This window comes from Microseira sp. BLCC-F43, from assembly GCF_041929235.1.
GTDB lineage: Bacteria > Cyanobacteriota > Cyanobacteriia > Cyanobacteriales > Aerosakkonemataceae > Microseira.
This window is the reverse complement of the sequence record NZ_JBHFNP010000361.1, coordinates 25,995-52,137: the sequence shown is the minus strand read 5'-3', so window position 1 is coordinate 52,137 and position 26,143 is coordinate 25,995. Positions and strand designations below refer to the sequence as shown.

Below are 26,143 nucleotides of genomic sequence, written 5' to 3'. Positions count from 1 at the left end.
ATTTAACCAACTCTTTTGCGGTGATTTGCTTGATTATTAGCAGTTTTGGCACATTTTTTCAGCGGGGGTCATCTGTAGATCTATCCATCAATTTGATGTGGTGAAACTGAGTTACCGTAAATTTACTGTTGTATTAATTAGAGTGAGGGAACTGAAAGAAGTTTACAAAGCGATCGCGCCAGCAGTCCAACAGCAACTATCCCAAGAATATCCCGCTGAAAAAACCTACGTATCGCCCCAAGAAATAGCAGAAAAACTCCAAACCAAAAACCAGCAAAAGCCGGATAAAACATAAAATAACTCTGGCAAAAATAACTGGGGTAGGCAGGATGCCCACCCCACAAAAATAGAAAATTTCTTGTGGGGTGGGCGTCGGGCCCCCCCTTGAATAGAAAATTTCTTGTGGGGTGGGCGTCGGGCCCGCCCTTCAAACGATCTGAACAGAACTTTTGCCAGAGGTCTAAAAATTAAAGAGGTAAACGCCATGATCGACATGCAAACTGCTTACAAAGTAGCCGCAACAGCCGTGCGCCAACGGTTGGCAGAACAACATCCAGATGATTTGCAAATACTTAACAAAATTGGCAAAGATGAAGTTGCAGTTTACTCCGGTAGCTTCGACCGAGTAGAAGATATTCTGCACTGTCTGGATGTACCAGTAACTATGAACCCGGATGCCAAGAAACTAGAAGCAAAAATTATTTTTGTAAACTGCTTTGGTTCCTACCACCAAGATTTAATTTCCCATCTGGCGCGACAGGTGGAAGCTTCAAAGTGGCTGGTAAGTTCCGACTGGGCTAATGGTCACTTGATGGCGAAGGCGTTTCCCAACAAGGTGCAGTGGACCTGGCGTTCCACAGGCGATGAAGTTATCGCTGTAGAACCAAGTTTAAATAGCCTGTGGTCGGCAGTCGTCGTACTGGGTGCAGAACCCCAATGGTGGTTAGAAACCAGCAGCCATCCCATCGAAGTGCTGAACTTTGAGAAAGTGCGGATAGAAGCAGCCAGTCACGAGCTATTGGTACGCTACAACGCGCCCGTCGTTGCGGTAAGCTTTGATGGGGGCAAAGGGCATGTGTTCCACGTCATTAGCCACTTTTGGTGCAAGCGAAGTCGCACCCCCACACCCCGCCACCAAGCCCCCTGCACCGACTTGCTCAAAACTGGCATGAAATTAAGCGATGAACGCGTCGAAAAAGTTCTGCATCAAGCAGGCATCAAGCCAGATACGCTAAACTTTGCTCACAGCCAAAGTGCAGCCACCTCAACAGAATTAGTAGCCCAACTCTGTGTCCGTGCAGTCACCCATCAGAAATCTGTCGGCTTGAAGCTGTAGTATAATATAAAACAAGGACTGGCGTGTAACTTGCACGCCAGCGTTCAATAAACTATAAAAATTAGCTTGTGAACGATACTCGTTTAGTTAAAATCAGCAAATATCTCAGCAAACATCTACGGCACGCACCGGATCGAATTGGTCTTAAACTTGCTGAAGGTGGCTGGATTAGAGTGGATGAACTTTTAGATGCTTGTAAAAAACACAATTTTCCCATTACCCGCGACCAATTAAATGAAGTTGTTGCACGCAATGATAAAAAACGCTTTTCATTCGACACGACAGGGGATCGAATTCGCGCTAACCAAGGGCATAGTGTAGAAATTGATTTACAATTGGAACCCGCGATTCCTCCAGATGTGCTATACCACGGTACAGGAGAGGGTGCAGTTGAATCGATTCTTAACACGGGTCTTAACAAAATGTCGCGACACCACGTACATCTGTCTAAAGATATAAATACGGCGCGAACGGTAGGCAAAAGACATGGTCGTCCGGTGGTTTTTGCTGTTAATGCAGCAGCGATGCACGAGGCGGGTTATACGTTTTACTGTTCGGAAAACGGGGTGTGGCTAGTGGATATGGTATCACCGGAATATTTAGCGATCGCTTCCTCATAACAACCACCACAGCAAGCATAACAAAAATAAATTATGTTCTCAGCATTTGGCAACAACGACGACAATTCAGCAAAAAACAACCCGCAAAACCGAGGCTTACTCGGCGCTGGGTGGCGACCTTTAAACCGAGAAATTAACTGGGAGTATTTGTTCCACCTCGCCACTAACGATACTTGGGAACTCTCCCATAAAGCCCTCGATTTAATCAGCAATCTTGGCGATGCTTTAGGGCGCAACCAATATTCTTGGTGGGCTAATATACTCCATGTCTTTTCTGACGATACGCGCTACCGCATTGATGAGTTTTGGAATTTCATCACCCCTGAACCTCCCATCCCAGATTATCGCTACAGAGACGTTCTGTGTACCGAAACACCTATAGTTCAATTAGTCAGCCGCGACAGCATTCCCATTGATTACGTACTCAACAAATTGCGCGAAATTACAGTACTCAAAGTCCTGGAATTATTAGGCCGTCCCGATTTAATTACTCAGTCTTGTTTGGAACGACATTTTTACTATCCTGTAGAGCGGTTTGTTAGCTGGAATCGTCTCGAAACATTAGGCACGGTTTATGCCTATTGGTCAAAATATCAAGTTTGGCTGCAAATCGAAACCTACGAAAAAGGACGCCGCTGGTATAGCCTAATTTCCCAGGATTTAGCCCCGCTGATTAACAAAGCGACTTACAATATGGCAGTCATACTCAGCGGTTACAAATGCCGTGTCGGACAGGTTAACAGTCAGTATCCAATTCGGTCATTTCCCGATGATATTCAAAGCTTTACCGACAAAGTTCAACAAGCAATTTTAGACCAAAATCAGCTAGCCGTTTTAGTACATGGAGAACCAGGAACTGGTAAAACAGCCTGGACGCAAGCCGTAGCTAAAGAAATTTTAGTACCGCTGGGATTTGTCCTTTTTATCCTCGATCACGATGGGGTGCAAAACTTTGTTCCACCAACTTACTTGCAGCGGGTTTGCATCATTATCAACGAAGCCGATAACTTAGCTCAAAATCGAGCCAGCGAAGCCGCTCAATACAGTAACAAAACCGAACATATTTTGAGTTTGTTAGATGGAACCGTGTACCAAAGCGTAATTGAAGAAGGAGGGATTCAAGAGCAGCAAAAATTCGTCGTGTTGATGACTTGCAACACAACTGAACGATTAGATCCGGCAGTTTTACGAAAAGGGAGAGTAGATTTTATCTGCGAATTTAATCACAAATTTGTTTAAGGAAAAGTCATTTCCCAACAACAAAATAATCGAGGTATGGCAAGAACGTACAAATATGTAGGCGCGGATGACATTCGACTGAAAGTAGCGGGTTTCCCAGTCGGTACGCGAATTAAGTAAGTTCGCGACCTTGAAACCTGGCTCGATCAAACCAAGCAAAAGCCAAACAATTGGGGAATAATTGCCGCAACTTTTCATTTATAACTTTTGAATTTGGAGAACCAAAATTAAACTGTTACGAATTTAACCAAGAACCAAAGAATATACATGAACGGCAGATTTATGTGCATGGTGAATGGCATTTATTGATTTATTGTTGCGATTGTAAAATATTTCAAAACGGTTATGAAAATGCTCACTGTGAGTCCAGCGATAAAACTATTGACAAAGCCTTAAGTCACTTAGATGGTCAAAAAATTGTCAGCCTAGAAATCGATTCAGCCAACAAGAGTTGTAGCTTTACATTCGATTTGGGTGGCTTACTGGAAATTACCAGCAATGACTGCTACCAACCTATGACAGACTAGTGGCTGCTATTTGACCCATCGGGTTATGTTTTATCTGATCGCAACGATGGCTGTTACAGTTATAATCCAAGCAATAGTAGCGATGAGTCAGCAATATGGCAAAAAATTGATAACAAAATTACCGTTACCGACGGGATTATATAAATTAATCTTAAACCGTAGGGTGCGTTAACGAAGTGTAACGCACCGCCTCCAGAGGGTGCGTTACGGCGCATAATAGTAATTAATACCCCAGCATTTATCTAAAAAATGCGCCTAACGCACCCTACATTCAAAAACTACAAAATTGAGGTGATGTTGTGGCAGATATCCGCAAGCTAATAAATCAAATTGCTGAACAAGAAGCACAACTCAGCAATACTCAATTCCTTGCGGCTTGCGTTCCTAAAGGATTAGTACGTACAAAAGTATCTGGAATTATCTACACTTTTGCACCCAAACCGCGTAACTTTGAAGGGTGGGGTATCTTTCAACCTATCGATGAAAAAACTGCTGAATTAGTTGATGAACCCAGCTTGCCACAATTGGCAGAATATCTCAAGTTACTTCCTGCAATGCGCTTGCGATTAGCTTATAGTTTGCAAGGCAAAACTTGGCTGGCTTATCCTATTAATGAATCAGATGCTAAACAACGCATTGGTCATGTAAAACCAGTGGCGGTGCATTTAGTGACAGAGGGGGTAGCATTTGAGTGCGCGATCGCACGCTATGACGGACGCACATTTTGGTTTGAAGAACTCGACCGTCGCGCCGATCCAATCGTAGCCGAAAACCTGCGCCAAGCCTTCAAAAAGCAAACGCCAATCGAAGAATTACGCTTTAAAGGCATAACAAGAGAAATGCGTACTACCTACGATTTGGCAACGCAACGGATAGCAAACTGGCAGCAAAAACGCGATGAGAAGCGCCTAGCAGCCGCCTTAAAGCAAGGTGGCGGCAATTTGGAAAAATTTAGCGCTCGCACCGACCACTGGCTAGTAGAATGGACAACCGCAGATGGCTTTCGTCACACCTCTGCTATTGACAAAAATGACCTCACCGTCATCAGTTCTGGCATATGTCTAAGCGGACGCGATCGCGACTTTGACTTGCAATCTCTAGTCGGCGTCATCGAACAGCAAGATTACTGAATAGGTAATTGGTAATTGGTCATTGGTCATAGAACAAACTTATTAGCAATTAGCAATTAGCAATTACCAAATTTTATGTCCATCTTCTTCCACGAACAACTTTATCGCACATCTGAAGTGATGGCGAAAATAAAAGACTTCCCAGTAACGGTATGCGGTGCGGGTGCATTAGGCGCGAATATCACCGAAAGTCTCGCCAGATCTGGCTTTGGGAAACTCAAAGTAATTGACCGCGATCGCATCGAAGAACGCAACCTTTCTACCCAACCTTACTATCGCTCAGATATCGGTGCAATGAAAGCCAAGATGCTGGCAAATTCCCTCTATCGCGCCTTGGGAGTCAATGTAGACGCACAATCTAAAGAACTCACCGCCGGCAATTCCCCACAACTGCTGCGCGATAGTTCTTTAATTATCGACACTTTTGATAACAGCGTCGCCCGACTGGCTGTAAAGGATTATTGCGAAACTGCCAACCTGCCTTGCTTGCACGTTGGATTAGCGCGTGACTACGCCGAAGTAATTTGGAACGAAGTTTATCGCGTCCCCTCACCCGCCAACGATGATGTCTGCGACTACCCCCTCGCACGCAACTTGGTAACCCTAACCGTCGCCGTTGCTTGTGAAGTCACTATCGCCTTTGTTTCTTCCAAACAGCAACAAAGTTACACCATAACCCTAGCCGACTTGGCGATCAAGTCATTCACCTAGCTATTCTTGTCAGACTGGCAAGCTAGCCATTAGCCATTAGCCATTAGCCATTAGCTAAAAACCCTGTAGTATGCATGGCAACTACAGGGATATGTCACTCATTCGGGTTGAATGGCTGCTTTCGTTTTTATCTCAAGTTGGTTTAATTACCTTTCGCTCAAACTGTTTCGCCTCACCAGGGTTTTTCCCTTAGAAGCGCCAGTCTTAACTACAGGGACGGAATTTAACTCGAAATAGGGAAGCTGTTACGATTTTAGTAACGAGGTTGACGGGCACCCCGATTATTGTTACCCCAGTTACCAGAAGGTTGCCTTCTGTCTTCGCGGGGCTTAGCTTTATTAACTTTAAGCTCTCGGCCCATCCACTCGGCTCCATCAAGCGCTTCAATCGCGGCTGTCTCTTCAGCATCCGATCCCATTTCCACAAAACCAAAGCCGCGAGAGCGACCTGTTTCGCGGTCTGTGGGTATCTGGACCCGTTTGACGGTTCCGTACTCTGAAAAAACGTCGCTTAAATCTTGTTGGGAAACCTTATAGGACAGGTTGCCTACGTAAATCGACATTGACTCTCTCCAAATCAGACGGACATGTTAATAATTTTGATTCGGAGAGCCGCCTTTCCATAACAACTGTCAAGACTGAAAAAAACACTGCACCGAAATCAAAAACTGATTAGTAGTTTAGCACAGAATCTCTTGCTTAGGGCAAATCTTTTATAGCAAATTTCTATTTTGATCATAAACCCAACGGTAGATTTCTTTTGATCCCGTTAAAAATTTCTGGCTTAGCTATGTCTACAATCAGGCTTGAGGGATAAAAATATCAATACAGATGGGCTAAAAACCTTTGAACGCAAGGTATAGAGCGTTTTTTGGCTCGGGGCGAGTGCAGCAGTTTGCCTACGCGCCCCATTGCCACAAAAGCCCTTGCCCTAAGTTGCAAAATAATTGCTTCTATGTGGTTAAACTTTTCCCTTACCAAGTCGAGTAAATGCCACCTGGTAAATATTCCCATTAAAGTTAAGTTCTGGTTAATCAAGAGAAATTTTGTTATGACTCTATAAATCTACCTTTCGGGGGATGACGATCGAGCTGTCATGTGTTCTTCACATAATTTGACCGTGGCGGCGCAAAATCAGCTAAGATTATTAAAGAATTATTACACATAAACTGACCCATTCCTGGCCCTCAGAAGGTTCTATGACCCTCCCCATTCGCAACGTCGCCATCATCGCCCACGTCGATCACGGCAAAACAACCCTCGTTGACGCCTTACTCAAACAATCCGGCATCTTCCGCGAAGGGGAAGAAGTCCCCACCTGCGTCATGGACTCCAACGCCATTGAGCGGGAACGCGGCATTACAATTTTGGCTAAGAACACAGCAGTCAAGTACAAAGAAACCCTAATTAATATTGTAGACACTCCCGGTCACGCCGATTTTGGCGGCGAAGTCGAACGAGTGTTAGGCATGGTCGATGGTTGTATTTTAATTGTCGATGCCAACGAAGGCCCAATGCCCCAAACGCGGTTTGTACTGAAAAAAGCCCTAGAAAAAGGACTGCGCCCCATCGTCGTCGTTAATAAAATCGACCGACCCCAAGCCGACCCCTACGGCGCTATCGATAAAGTATTAGATTTGTTCCTAGAATTAGGCGCAGACGACGACCAGTGCGAATTTCCCTATCTATTTGCGTCCGGTTTATCAGGTTACGCCAAAGACAAGCTAGATGACGAAGGCAAAGACATGCAGCCTTTGTTTGAAGCGATTCTGCGCCACGTACCGCCACCAGTAGGCGATGTCAATAAACTGCTGCAACTGCAAGTGACAACCCTGGACTATTCCGACTACCTGGGTCGGATTATTATCGGTCGCATCCACAACGGTACGATCAAAATGGGTCAACAAGCCGCATTGGTAAAAGAAACCGGCGAAATCGTCAAAGCCAAAGTAACCAAATTAATGGGGTTTGAAGGGTTAAAGCGAATTGAACTCACTGAAGCGACAGCGGGAAATATTGTCGCAGTTGCTGGTTTTGCCGATGCCAACATCGGGGAAACTATTACCTGTCCCGACGAACCGCAAGCGTTACCGCTGATTAAAGTCGATGAACCGACCTTGCAAATGACCTTCTCGGTAAATGATTCGCCATTTGCAGGACAGGAAGGGCAATTTGTCACCTCGCGGCAATTGCGCGATCGCTTGATGCGAGAATTGGAAACCAACGTCGCCCTCCGCGTCGAAGAAACCGACTCCCCCGATAAATTCCTCGTCTCCGGACGCGGCGAATTGCACCTGGGTATCTTAATCGAAAACATGCGCCGCGAAGGCTACGAGTTCCAAGTCTCCCAACCCCAAGTTATCTACCGCGAAGTCAACGGACAACCCTGCGAACCATTTGAGTTCCTAGTACTAGACGTACCCGAAGATAGCGTCGGGGGTTGCATCGAACGCCTGGGACAGCGCAAAGGCGAAATGCAAGACATGCAAGTCGGCGGTAACGGACGCACCCAGCTAGAATTTGTCATCCCCGCCCGTGGTTTAATCGGTTTCCGGGGCGAATTCATGCGCCTGACCCGCGGCGAAGGCATCATGAATCACAGCTTCCTCGACTATCGCCCCCTCTCTGGCGAAGTCGAACTGCGTCGCAACGGTGTTTTAATCGCCTTTGAAGAAGGAGTTTCCACCTTCTACGCCATGAAAAATGCCGAAGACCGAGGCGTATTCTTCATCACTCCCGGTACTAAAGTTTACAAGGGCATGATCGTTGGAGAAAACAATCGCCCCCAAGACCTAGACCTCAACATTTGCAAAACCAAGCAGCTAACCAACCACCGCGCCTCCAGCGGCGAAGAATTGGTGCAGTTGCAAGCCCCCGTAGAAATGAGCCTAGAGCGTGCTTTGGAATACATCGGATCCGATGAATTAGTCGAAGTAACGCCCAAGTCCATTCGCTTGCGGAAAATGGCGAAAAAGTTAGCGAAGCGCTAAACGCGAATTTTATAGCGGTTTGCACCCCTATGAGGTACACCTTGGTGTGCAAGCAGCATTAACAGGACTTACGCAAAGAAACTAAGGTGATACGAAAAATCGTTGGTTTTGCAACCAGAGATCGACGGTCGAAACCGGGTTTCTGGCATCGTCGTGCGTAAGTCCCGATTAATGCTGTCGCTACACCAACGAGAGACTTAAGCCCCCGCAACCCTCTTCAGGTTAGCCGGGGCTTAATACTATAAAAGCATTTAAAAATATGTATCGTAGTATACAAATTAAAAAAGTTTACATAAAAGCCGCAAAATAGCCGGAGAGTATTAAAGATTTAGTGAAAACGGTGTTTCCCTCATAGCAACAGGAGGGAACTCTTAATTAGTATGGACAAGAAATTAGCTAGCGACGGTAGGGAAGTAAGTTGAAAATTTCTGTAATTATACCAGTTTACAATGGCGGTGCAAGCTTCTATAGATGTCTTTCCAGACTAGCAGAAGCCGTCCCCCAACCAACTGAAATCATCGTCGTAGCCGATGGAGATACGGATGGTTCCAGCGAACTCGCCAAGCAATTTGGTGCGCGGGTATTTAGACTCCCCGTATCGCAAGGGCCAGCCAAGGCGAGGAATATAGGAGCGCGTGCCGCCACAGGCGATATCCTGTTTTTTGTCGATGCTGATGTGGAAATCGCTCCCGATACCATAGACCAGGTAGCGAGGATTTTCGACAGCGAGCCGGATATAGCAGCTATGATCGGCTCTTATGATGATAAACCCGGTGCGGCAAATTTCCTTTCGCAGTACAGAAATTTATTTCACCACTACACTCACCAAACAGCTTCCGAGGAAGCATCTACCTTTTGGGGGGCTTGCGGCGCAATTCGTCGCGATATTTTCCTCAAAATGGGTGGATTCGACGAGAATTATCGCTATCCTTCGGTTGAAGATATTGAATTGGGCTATCGGTTAAAAAAGGCGGGATACAAAATTCGGCTGTGCAAGACAGTGCAAGTCAAGCACTTAAAGCGCTGGGGCGCGGTTTCGATGTTGAAAGCCGACTTCTTTTATCGGGCGCTGCCGTGGACTGAATTAATTATGCGCGATCGCAACCCGATGAATGACCTCAACCTGAAAGTGGAGAGTCGCATCAGCGTCATGTTAGCTTACGGGGTAGCGCTCGCTGGTATGATTTCAGCATGGTGGTGGGGAGCAGGAGCGATCGCTGCTGTACTAGCCTTATTGCTGTTAGCACTCAACGCGCCAGTTTATCGCTTCTTTTATCACAAGCGCGGTAAAAAATTTGCCCTAAAAACCATCCCTTGGCACTGGCTTTACTACCTCTACAGCGGACTAGCATTTGTCATCGGCACAGTCCACCACCTGTTCTACCAGTCCAGAGTGCGTGAAGTGACTCCTTCCCTAGCCAAAAAATACCGATTAGGCAGCAGGGGAACCTAAGTTCCACCTACAAGGTAGTTGACTGAAAAAAAACGGAATACGCGCTACAAGTCAAGGCAGCATTTCAGTGTTTTTAGCATTATGTTTCACTCAGAACGTCGATTAGATTGGGCGGAGAAACGGTTGGACAAGACAAGCGACTTAGAGGAAGCTGCTGTGGAACGTTATCCTGCAATTATTATAGGGGCGGGTCCTGCTGGTTTAACCGCTGCTTATGAGTTGGTCAAACAAGACATTCATCCCATTGTTTTAGAAAAAGCAGACAAAGTTGGTGGAATCTCCCGCACCGAAACATACAAAGGCTATCGCTTCGACATAGGCGGTCACCGCTTTTACACCAAAGTCGAAGCCGTGCAGCAGCTGTGGCAAGAGGTGTTGGGTAAAGATTTCATCAAAGTACCCCGTCAGTCGCGCATTTACTATAGAGGGAAATTTTTTAATTACCCCCTCGATGCTTATAATACTCTATCCAATCTGGGTTTACTGGAGAGCTTACAGATTTTATTAAGCTATTTCAAAGCCAAATTATGGCCTTTACCTGAAGAAGAAAACTTAGAACAATGGGTTACTAATCGCTTCGGAGAACGTCTTTTTAAAACGTTCTTTAAAACCTATACCGAAAAAGTTTGGGGAATACCTTGCGACAAAATCCAAGCAGATTGGGCAGCACAACGCATCAAAGGACTTTCTTTAAAAGCTGCAATCCTCAACGCTCTGTTTAAAACCAACAACACCAAAACCTTAATCAAAGAATTTGATTACCCGGTTCTGGGACCAGGGATGATGTGGGAGCGGTGCCAGGAATTAGTAGAGAACAAAGGCGGGAAAGTGCAACTCGATACCAAAGTCGTTCGCATCGAGCGTCAGGGTAATCGGATTAGCAGTATCACGCTCCAGCACGATGGTAAAACCCGTCAAATTTATGGAGACCATTTCATTTCCACAATGCCCGTTACCGCACTGATTCATCGCCTCGATCCGCTCCCACCCGACGAGGTAGTGCAGGCGGCGAATAGTCTCAATTATCGGGCATTTATGATTGTGTCGCTAATGGTTAATCGCCCCCATCTATTTACCGACAATTGGATTTACATTCACAGTCCAGAAGTAAAAGTGGGACGCATCCAGAACTTCAAAAACTGGAGTCCTGCAATGGTTCCAGATCCAAATAAAACCTGCTTGGGAATGGAGTATTTCTGTACCGAAGGCGATGAGATTTGGAAATTATCCGATGTAGAACTGATCGATTTAGCTACTCGCGAACTGGCTAGATTGGGTCTGGCGTCGGAGAGCGATGTAGAAGATGGTGTTGTGATTCGCCAACCCAAAGCTTACCCAGTTTACGACAGCGAATATCGTCAACATCTGAAAACAATTCAAAGTTTTCTCAGTCCGATTGAAAACCTGCAAACCGTCGGTCGCAACGGGATGCATCGCTATAACAATCAGGATCATTCCATGCTGACAGCAATGCTAGCAGTCAGAAACATTTTGGGAGAAAACCACGATTTGTGGGAGGTGAATACAGAACGCTCCTACTATGAGGAGTTTACGACAGACCCCTCGAAAAAGAAAAGTAAGTCATATCTAAGCTCGAAGTCGGGCTAAAAATTTAGAAATTCAAGGTACTTCCTGCCTAAAAATTTTAATTTCGGCAGGAGGTCATTCTAAAACCAGCGGATTCAATTAAAACAATCATCAGTATTTATGGATAATGTAGTCAATCTTGAGCGGCCTTTAGTTTCAGTCATTATTCCAGCTTACAATGCCGAAAAATTTATCGAAAGAACGTTAAAATCAGTCCTTTCTCAAACTTATAAAAATATAGAAGTTTTGGTTGTGGATGACGGTTCCCAGGATCGAACAGCGGAAATCGTCAAATCAATCGCAGCACAAGACCAGCGGGTTATCTTGTTGCAACAACCCAATTCAGGGGTAGCAACAGCTCGAAATTTAGCAATTCAAAAGTCTAAGGGAGAATTTATTGCTCCGATTGATGCTGACGATATCTGGTATCCCCAAAATATTGAAAAGCAAGTGCAGTGTATCCTAAAGTCGGAATCGTCAGTTGGATTAGTTTACTCTTGGTCAGTAGATATTGATGAAGCAGACTCACCAACTGGAGAGTTTCGTGCCTCTAGGATCGAGGGAGAAGTCTATACAACTCTGTTGTGCCATGATTTTATAGCCAACGCCAGTTCGGTTCTAATTCGTCGGTCTTGCTTCGATAAAGTTCGTGGTTACGACCGCAGCTTGAAAGAACAGAATGGTCAGGGGTGTGAAGATTGGGATATTTACCTGAGAATCGCTGAACATTATCATTTTCGATTTGTACCAGAGTTTCTCGTTGGTTATCGTAAGCTCGCTAACAGCATGTCTTGCGACTACACTTCAATGGCAAAGTCTCGTGAGTTGATCTGGCAATCTATCCGAGAAAAATATCCAAATATTCCAGCTGCTATTTATCGATTGTCTACCAGTAGTTTTTATATGAACCTGGCACGTCAAAGTAGCCTTCACGGTAAACACAAGAGTACTCTATTTTGGATATATAAATCTTTAGAAACAGAATTTTTTACGCCTTTTTTACGTCTAGGGTTTTATATATTGTTAATTAAAAGCCTGTTAAAAATTATGGCTCAGCCAGTGACAGCCTTAATTTGGAAAGATCATAATGCTTGGGTAAATTTCAAGGAAAGATTTAAATCTAATAAGCAAGCAATTACAATTACCGATCTCAACAATCGACTATTGAATACAAACTTTAAAGTTTTAGCGGAAAGCACCTTGCATCGATTGGCTCCTATGATATTTGGCACTCCAAAAACCTGGTTAACAATTCTTAAAAAACCCAACGGGATTTGTCAACCTATTAATCAACCTTAATCTGGTAGAATAATAAAGTTTGTTGTCATTAGAGGAGAAATGAATACAAAAAAAATTATACTTAAGGCGGGTAATACAAGTAGCCAGTATTGGCAAGATTTGTGGCATTATCGGGAATTATTCTACTTTTTGGCATGGCGTGACATTCTGGTGCGCTATAAGCAGACTGCCATAGGCATTGCTTGGGCGCTGCTGCGACCTTTTGTAACAATGGTTGTGTTTACTGTAGTATTCAGCAATATAGCAAAATTGCCCTCAGAGGGGACGCCGTATCCAATTTTAGTATTTGCGGCTATGCTACCGTGGCAATTTTTTGCCAATGCGCTGATGGATTGCAGCAACAGCTTAATTAACGACTCTAATTTGATTTCTAAAGTTTATTTTCCGCGCTTGATTGTTCCTGCCAGTGCTGTGATTGTCAGTTTTGTGGATTTTTTAATCGCTGGCATGATTTTGTTGGCGTTGATGGCTTGGTATAACTTTGTACCGGATTGGCGTATCCTGACATTACCGTTTTTTATCCTGATTGCTTTTGCTCTCGCTATGGGGGCAGGGCTTTGGTTTGCCGCACTGAATGTAAAATACCGAGATTTCCGCTACGTTGTACCTTTTGTTGTGCAGTTTGGCTTGTATATTTCACCTGTAGGTTTTAGCAGTAGCGTTGTGCCAGAACAGTGGCGATTACTATATTCTTTAAACCCAATGGTGGGAGTGATTGATGGGTTTCGTTGGGCGATTTTAGGGGGGGAATCAAAACTTTATGGGTCAGGATTTTTATTATCAGTTGCTTTAGTGGTTATAGTCCTTGCTACTGGCATCTGGTACTTCCGAAGGATGGAGCGTAAATTTGCTGATGTGATTTGAGCGGGGACTTGGAGATGTCTGAGACTGTCATTAGCGTCGAAAACCTGGGAAAAAAATATATTATTGGTCACCAGATGCAGGGAGAATATGCAACCTTGCGAGATCAGCTGACCAATGGAGCGAAATATCTGAGCCGATTGCTCAGGTTTTCTAGCAACAGCAACCCTGTTTCTAATCGAGAAGAGTTTTGGGCGTTGAAGGATGTGTCTTTTGAGATAAAACAGGGAGATAGGGTTGGCATTATTGGTCGCAATGGAGCTGGAAAATCAACTTTATTAAAGATTTTGAGCAGAATTACAGAACCTACTACGGGTGAAGTTGCTATTAATGGACGAGTAGCAAGCCTTTTGGAAGTCGGCACGGGTTTTCACCCAGAACTCACAGGGAGGGAAAATATTTATCTCAACGGTGCTATTTTGGGCATGAGTAAGGTAGAGATTAAAAAAAAGTTTGATGAAATTGTTGAATTTGCGGAAGTAGAAAAGTTTTTAGATACACCTGTTAAACGCTATTCCTCCGGAATGTACGTGCGACTGGCGTTTGCCGTTGCTGCTCACTTGGAACCAGAAATTTTAATTGTGGATGAGGTGCTAGCAGTCGGTGACATACAGTTCCAGAAAAAATGTCTTGGAAAGATGCAGGATGTCTCGAAGAGTCAGGGGCGGACAGTGTTGTTCGTCAGTCATAATATGGAAGCCATCCAAAGGTTATGCTCCCAGTGTTTAATGCTTGAACGCGGACAGTTAACCGCGCAAGGTGATACTGCGAGTACTGTTGAAAGATATATAGCCAACAATTTTTATCAAACCTCCCCTAATAATTGGATTAATGTATCAGACCTGATCCGAACTGGGACGGGAGAGGCTCGCTTCGCGGAAGTTCAATACAGCAGTCTGAATGAATCAATTGGGTTTCAACCATATTCAAATGGCTCGCTTGAATTTTTATTAGCGATTGATTCAGACTCATCTAGATATGTTGGGAGTCTTGCCGTTATTATATATAACAAATCTGGAACCAAGTTAGTTAATGCCGATACCCTATCAATTGGTAAAGTTATATCTTTGCAAAAGGGACGTAATATAGTGAGGCTAAGGCTGAAAGAATTACACCTCAAGCCTGATATTTATATAATTGGATTTTGGCTTGCCGATCCTTTAGGAGGCGAGGTGTTTGATTTTATCGAATATGCATGTGAAATTGAGGTGGTTAATCTTGAAGCAGAAGGGTTTGGCATGAGACCGCCCTTTGATGGTTGCGTGACATGTGATTTTGAGATTTTGTCAGTCAATTAGTTAGTTGAGTCTGACGGATTGAGAACGGGTAAAACATTTAGGAAGCATGAAACTATGAGCATTGTTTTGGTGACAGGATCGGCAGGATTAATTGGTTCCGAATCAGTGCGATTTTTTGCCGAACGCGGCTATAAGATTGTTGGCATTGACAACAACATGCGCCAGGTTTTCTTTGGTGCAGATGCTTCGACCGAATGGAATCGCGATCGCTTGCTACAGGAGTATGGCGATCGCTATATTCATCATACAGTTGACATTCGCGATCAAGAGGCAATTTCCCAAATATTTAAGACCTATAGCAAGGACATTAGTCTAATTATTCACACAGCAGCTCAACCCTCTCATGACTGGGCAGCTAGCGATCCTTACACTGATTTTACTGTCAATGCAAACGGCACTCTAGTATTACTAGAAAATACCCGTCAACATTGCCCAGAAGCGGTCTTTATTTTTTGCTCCACCAACAAAGTGTATGGTGACACTCCCAATTTATTGCCACTCGTTGAACAAGAATTCCGTTGGGAAATTGAGGAAACCCATCCCTACTACCAGGGAATTGATGAAACAATGAGTATCGATAACTGCAAACACTCTTTGTTTGGTGCTTCTAAGGTAGCAGCTGATGTATTGGTTCAGGAATACGGTCGCTATTTTGGCATGAAAACGGCTAGCTTCCGGGGTGGATGTTTAACAGGTCCGAGTCACTCTGGCACTCAGTTGCATGGATTTCTTTCTTATTTAATGAAATGCACCATGACTGGGAAACCTTATCAAATCTACGGCTATAAAGGCAAGCAGGTTCGCGACAACATCCACAGCTACGATTTGGTGAATGCTTTCTACCATTTTTATCTAGCTCCACGTGTTGCTGAAGTTTACAACATTGGTGGCAGTCGTTTTAGCAATTGCTCCATGTTAGAAGCAATTCAACATTGCGAAGCCATTGCTGAGAAAAAACTGAACTGGAACTATGTTGAATCCAACCGAATTGGAGACCACATTTGGTGGATTGGGGATGTCCAGAAGTTCAAAAATCACTATCCGGAGTGGGAGCTAACCTACACAGTTAAGGATATCTTAAAAGAGATTTATACCCAAAACGTTGAGCGATGGGTATAGAGACGGATGAAGTTTCTAGGATCTGATTTCTCGCCATTTGTCTTTGAAGAGTTTCCCAAACATGTTAGCCAAATTATCACAAAATAAAATAGTCCGGTTCCTGATCTGCGGGGTTGTGACAGCAGCATTTAATATTTTAGCGATCGATGTCATCATCAAGTCTTTCAAGCTCGATCAACCTGTACTGCATAACATTGCCAACGTCATAGCAATTGAAGTGTCGCTGCTGTTTAGTTTTTTCGTTTATCGGACTTGGGTTTGGTCAAAAAGTCAATGGAAATTTAAAGAAGTTTTGTGGCGAGAGATTCCTCTCTACCAGTTATCCTGTGGTTCTGTTGTAGCAATGCGGAGTTTAATTTTGTTTCCTCTTTTAAATTGGTTAGGTGTTAATTATTTAATTAACACCCTAGTGGGAATAGTAATTGGCTCTGCTATGAACTATGTAATGAGCGACCGATTAGTGTTTAAAACTAAGTAACAAATAGCACGAATTCAATTTGGTTAACAGCATAGAATAGGATGCGATCGCAATGACTTTTACCAAGCAGCTTTTAATACCCAATAAGTGGGAGTATGTAGTCCCTGCTCTTGCTGTTGCATCCCTGCTAATTTCCTGTATTCTCGTTTCTGAAAAAAAGTTTTTTTGGAATGATGAGCTTTATTCTTATTACTTGCTTGCTGACCCATCTTTTACCCATATGTTGGGTGCTTTTCACGACAAAATCAATAACACACCGCCTCTATATTTCATTTTAGGATGGCTTTGGGCGAGAGCATTTGGTTCGACTGAGCTATCACTTCGGTTATTTTCTTCTTTAGGCATGTGTATGGCATGCGTAACTGTTTGGGTAACATTACGTCGGACTTATAATTTCTGGTCAGCTTCTATTGGAACTTTATCGGTATTTTGTACTTCAGAGCTTATCCTATCTCAGAATGCCGAAGCCAGAATGTATGGATTATTCATGGCTATTTGCTCATTTGCTTTACTTCTATTCGATATCAATAACAGCAGTTCAAAATCTTCAAGCTGGATAATTTGTTCAAATGCTTTTATCCATGCTGCTATGGTTCAGACGCATCTTTTTGGGCTGTTCTACAGTGGAGCAATTGTTTGTTCCCACATAGTTATAGACAGATACTTTAAGATATTCAGACCTAAACTTTACCTGTCTATCGTTTTAAGTTGGCTTTCACTGATTCTATACATTCCCTCTTTTCTTAACCAGGCTGATGCTGGCAATCCCCGTACATGGATTCCGATTCCTTTGCTTCAAGATTTAATTGATTTACTGATTTTTTCACCCTCATCTTATATCAAAATTCTTGTTTTACCACTTTTAATTTTATTTTTTGCACTGCAAATTATTTTAACCAAAAATGATGAAACTCAAGCTGCTAGGCCAAATATACAGAATCAACAGAACCTCAAACACGAAAAATATCTTCTCATATTTACCTATGCTTTTCTATTAGTTCCTGTTTTAATCTGGATTATTTCATGGCTTGTCAAACCTATATTTATAGACAGGTACATGATTCCTACTGTTATAAGCTGGTCAATATTATTAGCTGGTTTCACTTCACGGATTGTTGGTTTCCCTAGTTTTAAGCAGTTTATTTATAGCAAGTTTATTTTATTCAGATTTTTAATAAAATCTCAAAAAGAGATATTCTTATTATTGCTCGCGACAATTATTGTTGTTTACCCTATTAGATACGCAAACAGTTTACCAAAAGAAACTATTCCAGGATTAAACGATAACAAATATGGCTACAAAGATTTACCGATTGTTGTGCAATTTTCCCATAATTTCCTCAAGCGCTTACATTACTCTCCTGAGCGGAATAGATATTTCTTTATTTTAGATTGGCAGGCTGCTGTAGATAATTCAAGCGGATTATTTACGACCCAGGAATATAAACATATGGAGGCGCTAAAACGTAACTACCCTGAATTGTTTAAGCATGTGATAAAAAGTGAAGATTTCTTAAATAGATACACTCGATTTTTAGTGCTAGATGATTTAGATTATGAGAAAAAATGTACCTTAGATCCCCAATGGGATAATATTAGCTGTCCAAAATGGTTGGAAATGAGAATTATCAGCAATCCTAAATACAAACTGACAGTTATTGGTCAGGTTGAGGACAGAAAACTATTGCTAGTAAAAAAGCAATAGAAACAAGCAAGTAGAATTGATGCAAATTAACCGACGAGTGAAAGGCAAGCAATATGAGCAAAAAATTGATGATTGCGGAACAAAATACTCAAGCAACCAACATTCTGGGAATCCGCGAACAGTATCGCGATCGCTATTGGAAAAGACGAGATCCAATTCTGAAGGATAGGTTGCTTTGGAGAGCGCAAAGCTTCCGGCATATGGTTCATCTGCTGCCGAACCAGACAATTTTAGAACTAGGCTGCGGTCAGGGTCTTTTTACTCGACAACTACTCCATGTTTCTCGCGGGGAAAATCCTATTACTGCGGTAACCTTCAATCCCGATAATTCCAGGCCAGAAGATTTGCCTTCATCCGTAGAGTTCCTCCACGCTTCCTCGATTCCGGGCCCATTAGACGGGAGAAGTTTTGACTTTATAGTCGCGATGGATCTTTTAGATAAACGCAATTCTGCCTGGGTTCTCCAGAACGTTTACGAATTGCTCAAACCCGGTGGTCAAGTGATTTTTTACGAGAGCAACCCCTGGAATATCGTGCTGAAAGTCCGCCGATTCATTTCGCAATTTTTCGGACAAAAAGATCCCCGGCGACTGCTGAATCGTCCTGAACTTTACGAGTTAATTTCTGAGATTGGCTTCATCAGAAATTTTGCCGTCTTCAATGACTTTGTCTATGCACCGCTGACGCGCCAAATGGTGTGGTTGTTGCGGAACCTTTCAATTATCCTGGAAAATGCCTCCGGGATCAAAACCTTAGCAGGCTCGATTCTGATCCATGCTCAAAAGCCACCCCGTGTGGTTGAGCGACCCCAAATTTCCTTATGCGAACACGAGCAATTGCGGGGAGCTATTTCTGTTGTAATTCCTTGTCACAACGAGGAAATGAATATCGAACCTTTGGTTACTCGATTGAAGGGATTTTTTGGCGAATATCTCCACGAAATTATCCCCGTTGATGATAATAGCCGCGACAGCACTCGTGAGGTGATTGAAAGATTAGCCGATCAAGATCCGATAATTAAACCTGTGTTTCGGACGCCGCCAAATGGTGTAGGTAGAGCGATCGCAGATGGCTATCGAGTCGCCACAGGCAAATACATATTGTCAATGGATTGCGACTTCCAGCACCTCTTACCGGAAATACGGGACCTGTTTGATGCGGCGGCAGAAGGATACGATGTCGTTGTTGGCAGCCGTTTTTCTCGCCATAGCGTGCTGCTCAATTATCCATTGCCAAAAATCGTGGTCAATCGCGGATTTCATGCCTTGGCTCAAATTCTGTTCCTTCGTTCTTTTCGAGACTTGACCAATAACCTGAAGCTCATGCGTCGAGAAGTGGTGGAGAATATTCAATTAACCCAGCCCGGTTTTGCTGTCAATGCCGAAACAGGACTTCAGCCTCTTTTAATGGGTTACTCGGTAAAAGAAGTGCCGATCTCTTGGATCAATCGAACTCCAGATATGGGCGTATCTTCGTTCCGTTTAGTTAAGGTTGGTGGTGGCTATTGGCAGGTTTTATTTCGACTGTGGCTCAAAACTGTCTTTGGGATTGGATACTACCCTAAAGGTAAAAAATCCCTAGCGCCACATAAGCAGCTGTGATGGGGGAGGACATTTCTTTGCTGCAAACATTTACTTTTTTGCTCAAAAAATTAGGGCTGCATCTACCCTCCATAAGGTGATTATTTATGAATCTCGAAAATCAGGTTTCAAAACTGAATAAGTGGGAATATCTAGTTCCCCTACTTGCTAGTGTATCCCTCCTCATTAGCTGCGCGATCGCTTCTCCTAAAAAGTATTTTTGGAACGATGAACTGTTATCCTACTACTTACTTACCGATCCATCCTTACCACACCTGATGACTGCTTGGGGGGACACCTTCAATCAATCGCCTCCTTTATACTTCATACTTGGATGGTTCTGGGCTAAAGTGTTTGGTAACACAGACTTGTCGCTGCGCCTGTTCTCTAGCTTAGCGATATGCGTGACGTTGACACTGGTTTGGATCGTCCTACGGCGTACCTATAACTTCTGGTTAGCTTCCATTGCAACTTTAAGTGTATTTAGTTTTTCAGATTTGATTTTATATCATAATGTTGAAGTCAGAATGTATGGGTTATTCTCCGCTGTTTGCGCTTTGGCCTTGCTAGCATTTGATACCATCAACAGACAAGAAAAATGCTCGCGGAAGCTTCTTGTTGCAAACAGCTTGATTCATGGCGCTATTGTTGTAACCCATCTCTATGGACTTTTCTACAGTGGAGCTATTCTTGCTGCTTTTATCCTGCGTGACAGATACTTTAAAATTATACGAAAAAATCTTTATTTGTCTGTGATATTAGGTTGGCTATTTTTGCTGCCTTTGATTCCTACTCTGATTAATCAATCAAATAATCAGGCCAAATGGTTCTCTGTTATCGATGTCATAACTTTTATTAATTATTTTGTATTGTCAAATAAATTTTCATTTTTTATCTTCGCTTTAATATTGCTTTCAGTATTTTTCTATATCAGCCACGACTCAGAACCAAAAAATTTGGCGACATCCAAGGGAGTTGCTGAAATCTCTCTTCTAATATTAGCTGGTACTTTTATAGGAGTTCCTGTTTTAGCTTGGGCGATTACTCTAACTATAAAGCCCATGCTAAACGATCGGTATATCATCCCTACTATTGCAATCGGTTGGCCCATTTTATTAGCATATCTATCCTCCAGGCTGTTCCCGAATTTCACTTTGCATAGACAAGAGGAAAAGTTAAGCTGGAATAATTTATTTACATGTAAAAATAAATTAATTTTTTTTATTTTAACTGCACTTCTGATTATTCATCCAATTTATCATGCTAAAAAATTAGGGCATTCTTCGCCAAAACCTGGAATTAATGATGCTAGCTATGGATATACTGAATTACCGATTGCTATGGAAGCTGGACATGACTTCCTACCTCGGGTTCATTATTCTTCCCATCCCAACAGATATTTTCACATCTTAGATTGGGAAACTGCCTTAAAGAATACAGACAGTGCATTTGCAACTGGCGATTATACCCATTTGTCAGCCCTCAAACGTCAGTATCCTGTTATTAATACTATTCAGAGCCAAGAGTTTCTTAAAAAATACGATCGTTTCTTAGTTTTAAATGAAACAGATCAAAAATGGTTTGAATGGAAAATTAAAAATAACCCTAAATATGAAGTAAAATCCTTAGTAATTGCCGATCAAGGTGCATGGAGTCCTCTGGAATTATTTATTGTAAAACGTAAAAAATAAGTTGCTCAGGCATTTACCTTAACCTTTGGGAGCTTTAAATTTATTATGTTGTCAATCGTCATACCAGTCTTTAATGAACAAGAGAATATTCCCAAACTCTACGAGCGTCTTGTTGCTGCTTCCCCTACTTGGGATTCCCCTTTTGAAGTTATCCTGGTAGACGATGGTAGTAGTGATAGAACCCTTTCTCTTTTACGAGAACTGCATAGCAAAGACTCTCGTTTCAAGTTCATTAGCTTTTCCCGTAATTTTGGTCATCAGACAGCTGTCAGTGCAGGTCTTCGCTATGTATCAGGTGATGTGGTAGCTGTGATGGATGCCGATTTGCAAGATCCTCCTGAAGAACTTCATCGCTTCCTCCATCAATGGCGTCAAGGTTATCAGGTCGTTTATGGTATCCGCACTAAGAGAAAAGAAAATATCTTTAAACGATCTGCATACTATCTCTTTTATCGCCTATTAGCATGGTGTTCATCAATTGAGATTCCCCTTGATTCAGGAGATTTTTGCGTCATGGATAGAACTATAGTAGATTGTTTAAATAGTATGCCCGAACGAAATCGTTTTGTCAGGGGATTGCGTTCGTGGATAGGTTATCGACAAATTGGCATTCCTTACGAGCGAGATAGACGTTTGGCTGGAGATGTTAAATACACATTCCGAAAACTTTTACGTCTTGCCCTTGATGGTATTATTAACTTTTCCTACCGACCCTTACAACTGACAGGAGCTTTTGGCTTAATTGTCTGTTTCTTGTCATTTTCAGGCATTGTGTTTTATCTTGTACACCGGATGCTAAACCGGAAAATTTTTGGTCTTGCTCCTCAAGATGTTCCCGGATTTACTACCTTGATTCTAGCAATTTTGTTTATTGGTGGAGTTCAACTTTTCACTTTAGGAGTTTTTGGTGAATATTTAGGACGAATTTTTGATGAGGTCAAACAACGTCCTCTATATATAGTTAAAGATCGAGAAGGCTTTGAAGATAAAAATGAATTGCAGATTGCCATAACTGCTAAACCTAAACTACCAGGAGATGGTGGTATACGATATTAAATAATAAGTTGCGTTTTTTGCTTTTATAAGTTTTATCGTAACCATTAACACCGGGAGAAATATGAATCAAGAGCGGATTGAAAACAATTTTATAAAAATTTTACAATTGCTATATGGTTACAGATACAAAGTTGCTATTTTGATGATTTTGATCGCGTGCTATTTGGTATTCTTTTGGCGTCTTGGTGAAGGCCCTATTCGCCAATGGGATGAATCAAGCCTAGCAGTAAATGCATTAGAAATGACGCTGAATGGCGACTGGATAGTTAAATATCTTGATGGCAAGCCTGACCTAATTAATACTAAGCCAAACCTAGCTATTTGGCTAATTGCAGGCTGCATGAAATTTTTCGGTTATAACGAATTTGCCCTGCGATTACCTTCGGCAATTTCAGCGTTGATTACAGTTATTATAATTTATATTTTTGGTATAAAATATCTACAGGATTTTAAAGCTGCTTTAATGGGGTGTTTTGTCTTAATAACCTCTATTGGATTTACAGGAGAACATGTAGCTAGAAACGGTGATTATGATGCACTGCTTGTACTTTGGATAACTATTTATTCTCTTGCCTATTTTATGTACTTGCATTCAGCAGAAAAAAATAAAAATTTTTATGCAACTGTAATAACATTTGCCCTAGTTCTTGCTGTGTGGACTAAAGGAATAGCTGGTATTCTCGCTGTACCTGGACTTTTGATATATGCAGCATGGCAAAAACAGGTCAGAAAACTGCTACTGTCTCCTCAAGTTTATTACTCAGCCATTATTTTTATGGTATTAACCATAGGTTATTATCTAGTAAGGGAGAGCTATAAACCGGGTTTTTTGTCAGCAGTTATGGTTAATGAAATTACAGGTAGATATGGAGATATAGTTCCAGGCGGGACTCCTAGAGGCTTTTCTTACTATTTAGTTAATATACTGTCATACAGATTTGTCCCTTGGATTTACTTATTTCCATTCTGCTTGGCGATCGCTAGTTTAAGTGAAGACAAGGCAGCACAAAAATTTAGTTTATTTAGCTTCATCTATTTAGGCACCTATTTTCTAATCATCTCTTATGCAAAATCAAAGTTTAATTGGTATGATGCTCCCCTGTATCCTATCGCTGCTTTAACTACAGGCTTAGGAGTTTCTATGGTTGTTAAGTTAGTTGCAGATTATTGTTATAAAAGTTGGTTCAAATTTAAAAAATATGATGATTTGATTAAACGTCAGTTGGCTTATATGTTGCTGATTATTAGTATTTTTATCCTGCCGTTTTTAAACAACGTCATTCTAGAAATTACTATAAACAGAGTTCCCTTCCGCGAGAACGATGCCGCTATATCATTTTTAGCACTTGATTATAGTAAATATTTTAAACAACTCGCAATCACTCGTATTGATGTTAAAAATAATAAGTTGCTGGTAGTAAATAGTATTAGTTACAATCTTCCATTGCTTTTCTATACTCAAGTTGCAAATTTAAACAGCCAATATCCGCTTGAAGTTAAATGGGAAGAACCATCGGCTCAAGTTTTTCGGGCTGGTGAAGTTATTGTAAACTGCGATTCCAATACGCAAGGCGAGTTAAATCGCAAATATGTGATGCGAGTCTTGCACTCTGAAAAATATTGCGGAACATTTCTAATCGAAAATTACAAAAACTCAATCAAAAGTAAACCTTCACCAAAAAGTGAATTAAGCTGATAATTATCTAAACCTTTTACCAGAGATTCAAATGAATAAAAACTTCTTGGCTTTTAATTATATTAGGACGCTGACCAAAGCAGATATTATTAATGTTTTGGTCATTGTTGCTATCTGGATTATTATGGTAATCCTCGTAAATCCTATCGGAGATTTTCCGCTGAATGACGATTGGGCTTATGCGCGTTCCGTACAGTCTCTAATTGAAAAAGGAGATTTTCAACTTGCCGACTGGACTGCTACTAATCTATTTTCTCAGGTTTTTTGGGGAGCATTATTTTGCTTGCCATTTGGATTTTCCTTCACCGCACTGCGATTTTCTACTTTAACTTTGGGTTTAATTGGTGTGGTGACAACTTATGGACTGCTAAGAGAAGTCAAGTCAGGTTATAAAATTTCTCTTCTGGGAGCTTTGCTGGTAGCAATCAATCCCATCTACTTTGAACTCTCTAATACTTTTATGAATGATGTTCCATTTTTCGCTTTTGCAACTGTATCGTTATATTTTTTATTGCGTGGGCTTAAATATGAATCAAAACTTGAAATTACTGTTGGCTTTTTAATGGCTGCTGTTGCTATCCTAGCTAGGCAAGCAGGATTAGCGATTCCTATGGCATTTGGCTGCGCGTACATCGTAAAAAAAGGAATCAATATATCAAATATTGTTAGAGGGTTTTTACCAACATTAGGTGGTATTGCCATTCAATTCACCTATCAAAAATGGCTGCAATTGACTATGCGATCGCCCCACTCTTACGGCGATCAAATCAATACTTTAGTTAAAGAAGTTTCTTTAGGATTTTATAATATATTTATCAATTATAGCAAGATAACCTTATTTTCTTTAATTTATTTAGGTCTATTTATCTTACCATTACTGATAGTATCGTTTTCGCAAAAATTCAAGAGTTTATCTAATCGACAAAGGACGTTTTTTCTGATAGCAGCATCATTTTTTTGCGTTGTAACGATTCAGGTATTAATCTCCAGAAAGCTAATCATGCCGTTTGTGGGAAATATATTGATTGATTTTGGGCTTGGCCCTGTAGGATTAATGAACAGTTATCTACCGCAAGCACCCAGAGTATGGATAGCCGTAACAGTTATAGGGGTAGTTGGTGCTGCTTTATTACTGATGTATTTATGTTTGGCTGTGGGTCAAATTTTTGCTGGAGATTCAAATGCTGAAACCAGAGACAAAACGTGGATAACAACGCTCGTTCTTGCTGTTGTAGTTATCTATTTCTTTCCTCTGGGGTTGCTTGGGTTATCCTGGCAGGGTTTTTATGACCGCTATGTGATTGCTTTATTGCCGTTCTTGATAGTGACGGTTTTGGTTTGTACCTCAAACAATAGCCAAAATATAATGAATTATAAGCTAATGCCTCTAGTCTTGATAATGATGTTAATCGGCAGTGGATTCACCATTCCAGCAACTCACGATTACTTATCATCGAACCGAGCATTGTGGCAAGCCTTAAATAATTTGGTGCAAGAATCTCAGATAGCGCCTGAGCGGATCAACGGGGGATTTGAATTTAATGGCTGGTATTTATGCAATCATAAGAGACGCATCAGTCGGGATAAATATATCAACTTTTCCTGCTTGTGGGGAGGAAAAAATGAAGATTACGTGATGGCATTTAGACCGATAAACGGATATCAAGAAATCAAACGATATCCATTTAGTAGCTGGATGCCTTTTACACAAAAAAACGTTTTGGTATTGCAAAAAACCAAATAGCGATTATGTAACAGCCTAATTTTT

The 26,143-nt window shown here is 41.9% G+C and carries 22 protein-coding genes; 21 read left to right on the top strand and 1 reads right to left on the bottom strand.

From position 1 onward, the window contains the following. Positions 1 to 100 precede the first annotated feature (100 nt). From ACE1CM_RS47800 to ACE1CM_RS47770, 7 genes are all read left to right on the top strand, one after another. Positions 101 to 295 (top strand): hypothetical protein, encoded by a 195-nt coding sequence (locus tag ACE1CM_RS47800; RefSeq protein WP_374886669.1) that lies wholly within the window; start codon positions 101 to 103, stop codon positions 293 to 295. Positions 296 to 484: 189 nt separating this feature from the next. Then, positions 485 to 1,336 (top strand): hypothetical protein, encoded by an 852-nt coding sequence (locus tag ACE1CM_RS47795; RefSeq protein WP_374886668.1) that lies wholly within the window; start codon positions 485 to 487, stop codon positions 1,334 to 1,336. Between the two features lie 68 nt (positions 1,337 to 1,404). Next, a complete protein-coding gene (locus ACE1CM_RS47790; protein WP_374886667.1) occupies positions 1,405 to 1,956 on the top strand; it encodes an RNA 2'-phosphotransferase in 552 nt (183 codons plus the stop codon). A gap of 33 nt (positions 1,957 to 1,989) precedes the next feature. Continuing rightward, the gene (locus tag ACE1CM_RS47785; protein ID WP_374886666.1) at positions 1,990 to 3,195 is read left to right on the top strand and encodes an AAA family ATPase; all 1,206 of its coding nucleotides are present in this window, start codon (positions 1,990 to 1,992) and stop codon (positions 3,193 to 3,195) included. Positions 3,196 to 3,479: 284 nt separating this feature from the next. Beyond that, positions 3,480 to 3,722 carry a heavy-metal-associated domain-containing protein gene (locus tag ACE1CM_RS47780; protein WP_374886665.1) on the top strand — a complete coding sequence of 81 codons (243 nt, stop codon included), beginning with the start codon at positions 3,480 to 3,482 and terminating at the stop codon, positions 3,720 to 3,722. Between the two features lie 299 nt (positions 3,723 to 4,021). Continuing rightward, complete coding sequence (locus tag ACE1CM_RS47775) at positions 4,022 to 4,852, top strand: hypothetical protein (RefSeq protein ID WP_374886664.1); 831 nt, start codon at positions 4,022 to 4,024, stop codon at positions 4,850 to 4,852. Positions 4,853 to 4,927: 75 nt separating this feature from the next. Continuing rightward, the gene (locus ACE1CM_RS47770) at positions 4,928 to 5,563 is read left to right on the top strand and encodes a ThiF family adenylyltransferase (RefSeq protein WP_374886663.1); all 636 of its coding nucleotides are present in this window, start codon (positions 4,928 to 4,930) and stop codon (positions 5,561 to 5,563) included. 253 nt (positions 5,564 to 5,816) lie between these two features. Here ACE1CM_RS47770 and ACE1CM_RS47765 read toward each other — a convergent pair whose 3' ends face one another. Beyond that, positions 5,817 to 6,125 (bottom strand): RNA recognition motif domain-containing protein, encoded by a 309-nt coding sequence (locus ACE1CM_RS47765; RefSeq protein WP_374886662.1) that lies wholly within the window; start codon positions 6,123 to 6,125, stop codon positions 5,817 to 5,819. A gap of 636 nt (positions 6,126 to 6,761) precedes the next feature. Between ACE1CM_RS47765 and typA the strand changes: the two genes are divergently transcribed. The 14 genes from typA (at position 6,762) to ACE1CM_RS47695 (ending at position 26,119) form a co-directional block, all read left to right on the top strand. Further along, complete coding sequence (gene typA, locus ACE1CM_RS47760; protein ID WP_374886661.1) at positions 6,762 to 8,552, top strand: translational GTPase TypA; 1,791 nt, start codon at positions 6,762 to 6,764, stop codon at positions 8,550 to 8,552. A gap of 418 nt (positions 8,553 to 8,970) precedes the next feature. Further along, complete coding sequence (locus tag ACE1CM_RS47755; protein WP_374886660.1) at positions 8,971 to 10,005, top strand: glycosyltransferase family 2 protein; 1,035 nt, start codon at positions 8,971 to 8,973, stop codon at positions 10,003 to 10,005. Positions 10,006 to 10,161: 156 nt separating this feature from the next. Next, positions 10,162 to 11,613: an NAD(P)/FAD-dependent oxidoreductase gene (locus ACE1CM_RS47750; protein WP_374886767.1), complete on the top strand. Its 1,452-nt coding sequence runs from the start codon at positions 10,162 to 10,164 to the stop codon at positions 11,611 to 11,613. Positions 11,614 to 11,712: 99 nt separating this feature from the next. Continuing rightward, complete coding sequence (locus ACE1CM_RS47745) at positions 11,713 to 12,891, top strand: glycosyltransferase family 2 protein (RefSeq protein WP_374886659.1); 1,179 nt, start codon at positions 11,713 to 11,715, stop codon at positions 12,889 to 12,891. A gap of 39 nt (positions 12,892 to 12,930) precedes the next feature. Then, a complete protein-coding gene (locus ACE1CM_RS47740; RefSeq protein ID WP_374886658.1) occupies positions 12,931 to 13,755 on the top strand; it encodes an ABC transporter permease in 825 nt (274 codons plus the stop codon). A 14-nt stretch (positions 13,756 to 13,769) separates the two neighbouring features. Beyond that, positions 13,770 to 15,050, top strand: coding sequence for a polysaccharide ABC transporter ATP-binding protein (locus ACE1CM_RS47735; RefSeq protein WP_374886657.1), 1,281 nt, complete (start codon positions 13,770 to 13,772; stop codon positions 15,048 to 15,050). A gap of 54 nt (positions 15,051 to 15,104) precedes the next feature. After that, positions 15,105 to 16,169, top strand: a complete 1,065-nt coding sequence (locus ACE1CM_RS47730) for an NAD-dependent epimerase/dehydratase family protein (protein ID WP_374886656.1) — start codon at positions 15,105 to 15,107, stop codon at positions 16,167 to 16,169. A gap of 61 nt (positions 16,170 to 16,230) precedes the next feature. Next, the gene (locus ACE1CM_RS47725; RefSeq protein WP_374886655.1) at positions 16,231 to 16,647 is read left to right on the top strand and encodes a GtrA family protein; all 417 of its coding nucleotides are present in this window, start codon (positions 16,231 to 16,233) and stop codon (positions 16,645 to 16,647) included. 52 nt (positions 16,648 to 16,699) lie between these two features. Beyond that, entirely contained in the window at positions 16,700 to 18,352 is a 1,653-nt protein-coding gene (locus ACE1CM_RS47720; protein ID WP_374886654.1) for a hypothetical protein, read from the top strand. Positions 18,353 to 18,405: 53 nt separating this feature from the next. Beyond that, positions 18,406 to 19,953 (top strand): glycosyltransferase, encoded by a 1,548-nt coding sequence (locus tag ACE1CM_RS47715; protein ID WP_374886653.1) that lies wholly within the window; start codon positions 18,406 to 18,408, stop codon positions 19,951 to 19,953. A gap of 86 nt (positions 19,954 to 20,039) precedes the next feature. Continuing rightward, positions 20,040 to 21,623 carry a glycosyltransferase family 39 protein gene (locus ACE1CM_RS47710; RefSeq protein WP_374886652.1) on the top strand — a complete coding sequence of 528 codons (1,584 nt, stop codon included), beginning with the start codon at positions 20,040 to 20,042 and terminating at the stop codon, positions 21,621 to 21,623. A gap of 45 nt (positions 21,624 to 21,668) precedes the next feature. Further along, entirely contained in the window at positions 21,669 to 22,679 is a 1,011-nt protein-coding gene (locus ACE1CM_RS47705; RefSeq protein ID WP_374886651.1) for a glycosyltransferase family 2 protein, read from the top strand. A 61-nt stretch (positions 22,680 to 22,740) separates the two neighbouring features. Next, on the top strand, positions 22,741 to 24,375 hold the full coding sequence (locus ACE1CM_RS47700) for an ArnT family glycosyltransferase (protein ID WP_374886650.1): 1,635 nt from the start codon (positions 22,741 to 22,743) through the stop codon (positions 24,373 to 24,375). A gap of 31 nt (positions 24,376 to 24,406) precedes the next feature. After that, complete coding sequence (locus tag ACE1CM_RS47695) at positions 24,407 to 26,119, top strand: glycosyltransferase family 39 protein (protein ID WP_374886649.1); 1,713 nt, start codon at positions 24,407 to 24,409, stop codon at positions 26,117 to 26,119. Positions 26,120 to 26,143: the final 24 nt, after the last annotated feature.

Coding starts and splice junctions, on each gene's coding strand:
- ACE1CM_RS47720 (WP_374886654.1), top strand. CDS start 16,700: ATGACTTTTACCAAGCAGCTTTTAATACCCAATAAGTGGGAGTATGTA.
- ACE1CM_RS47695 (WP_374886649.1), top strand. CDS start 24,407: ATGAATAAAAACTTCTTGGCTTTTAATTATATTAGGACGCTGACCAAA.
- ACE1CM_RS47700 (WP_374886650.1), top strand. CDS start 22,741: ATGAATCAAGAGCGGATTGAAAACAATTTTATAAAAATTTTACAATTG.
- ACE1CM_RS47730 (WP_374886656.1), top strand. CDS start 15,105: ATGAGCATTGTTTTGGTGACAGGATCGGCAGGATTAATTGGTTCCGAA.
- ACE1CM_RS47770 (WP_374886663.1), top strand. CDS start 4,928: ATGTCCATCTTCTTCCACGAACAACTTTATCGCACATCTGAAGTGATG.
- ACE1CM_RS47725 (WP_374886655.1), top strand. CDS start 16,231: ATGTTAGCCAAATTATCACAAAATAAAATAGTCCGGTTCCTGATCTGC.
- ACE1CM_RS47710 (WP_374886652.1), top strand. CDS start 20,040: ATGAATCTCGAAAATCAGGTTTCAAAACTGAATAAGTGGGAATATCTA.
- ACE1CM_RS47705 (WP_374886651.1), top strand. CDS start 21,669: ATGTTGTCAATCGTCATACCAGTCTTTAATGAACAAGAGAATATTCCC.
- ACE1CM_RS47785 (WP_374886666.1), top strand. CDS start 1,990: ATGTTCTCAGCATTTGGCAACAACGACGACAATTCAGCAAAAAACAAC.
- ACE1CM_RS47795 (WP_374886668.1), top strand. CDS start 485: ATGATCGACATGCAAACTGCTTACAAAGTAGCCGCAACAGCCGTGCGC.
- typA (WP_374886661.1), top strand. CDS start 6,762: ATGACCCTCCCCATTCGCAACGTCGCCATCATCGCCCACGTCGATCAC.
- ACE1CM_RS47765 (WP_374886662.1), bottom strand. CDS start 6,125: ATGTCGATTTACGTAGGCAACCTGTCCTATAAGGTTTCCCAACAAGAT.
- ACE1CM_RS47740 (WP_374886658.1), top strand. CDS start 12,931: ATGAATACAAAAAAAATTATACTTAAGGCGGGTAATACAAGTAGCCAG.
- ACE1CM_RS47745 (WP_374886659.1), top strand. CDS start 11,713: ATGGATAATGTAGTCAATCTTGAGCGGCCTTTAGTTTCAGTCATTATT.
- ACE1CM_RS47715 (WP_374886653.1), top strand. CDS start 18,406: ATGAGCAAAAAATTGATGATTGCGGAACAAAATACTCAAGCAACCAAC.
- ACE1CM_RS47735 (WP_374886657.1), top strand. CDS start 13,770: ATGTCTGAGACTGTCATTAGCGTCGAAAACCTGGGAAAAAAATATATT.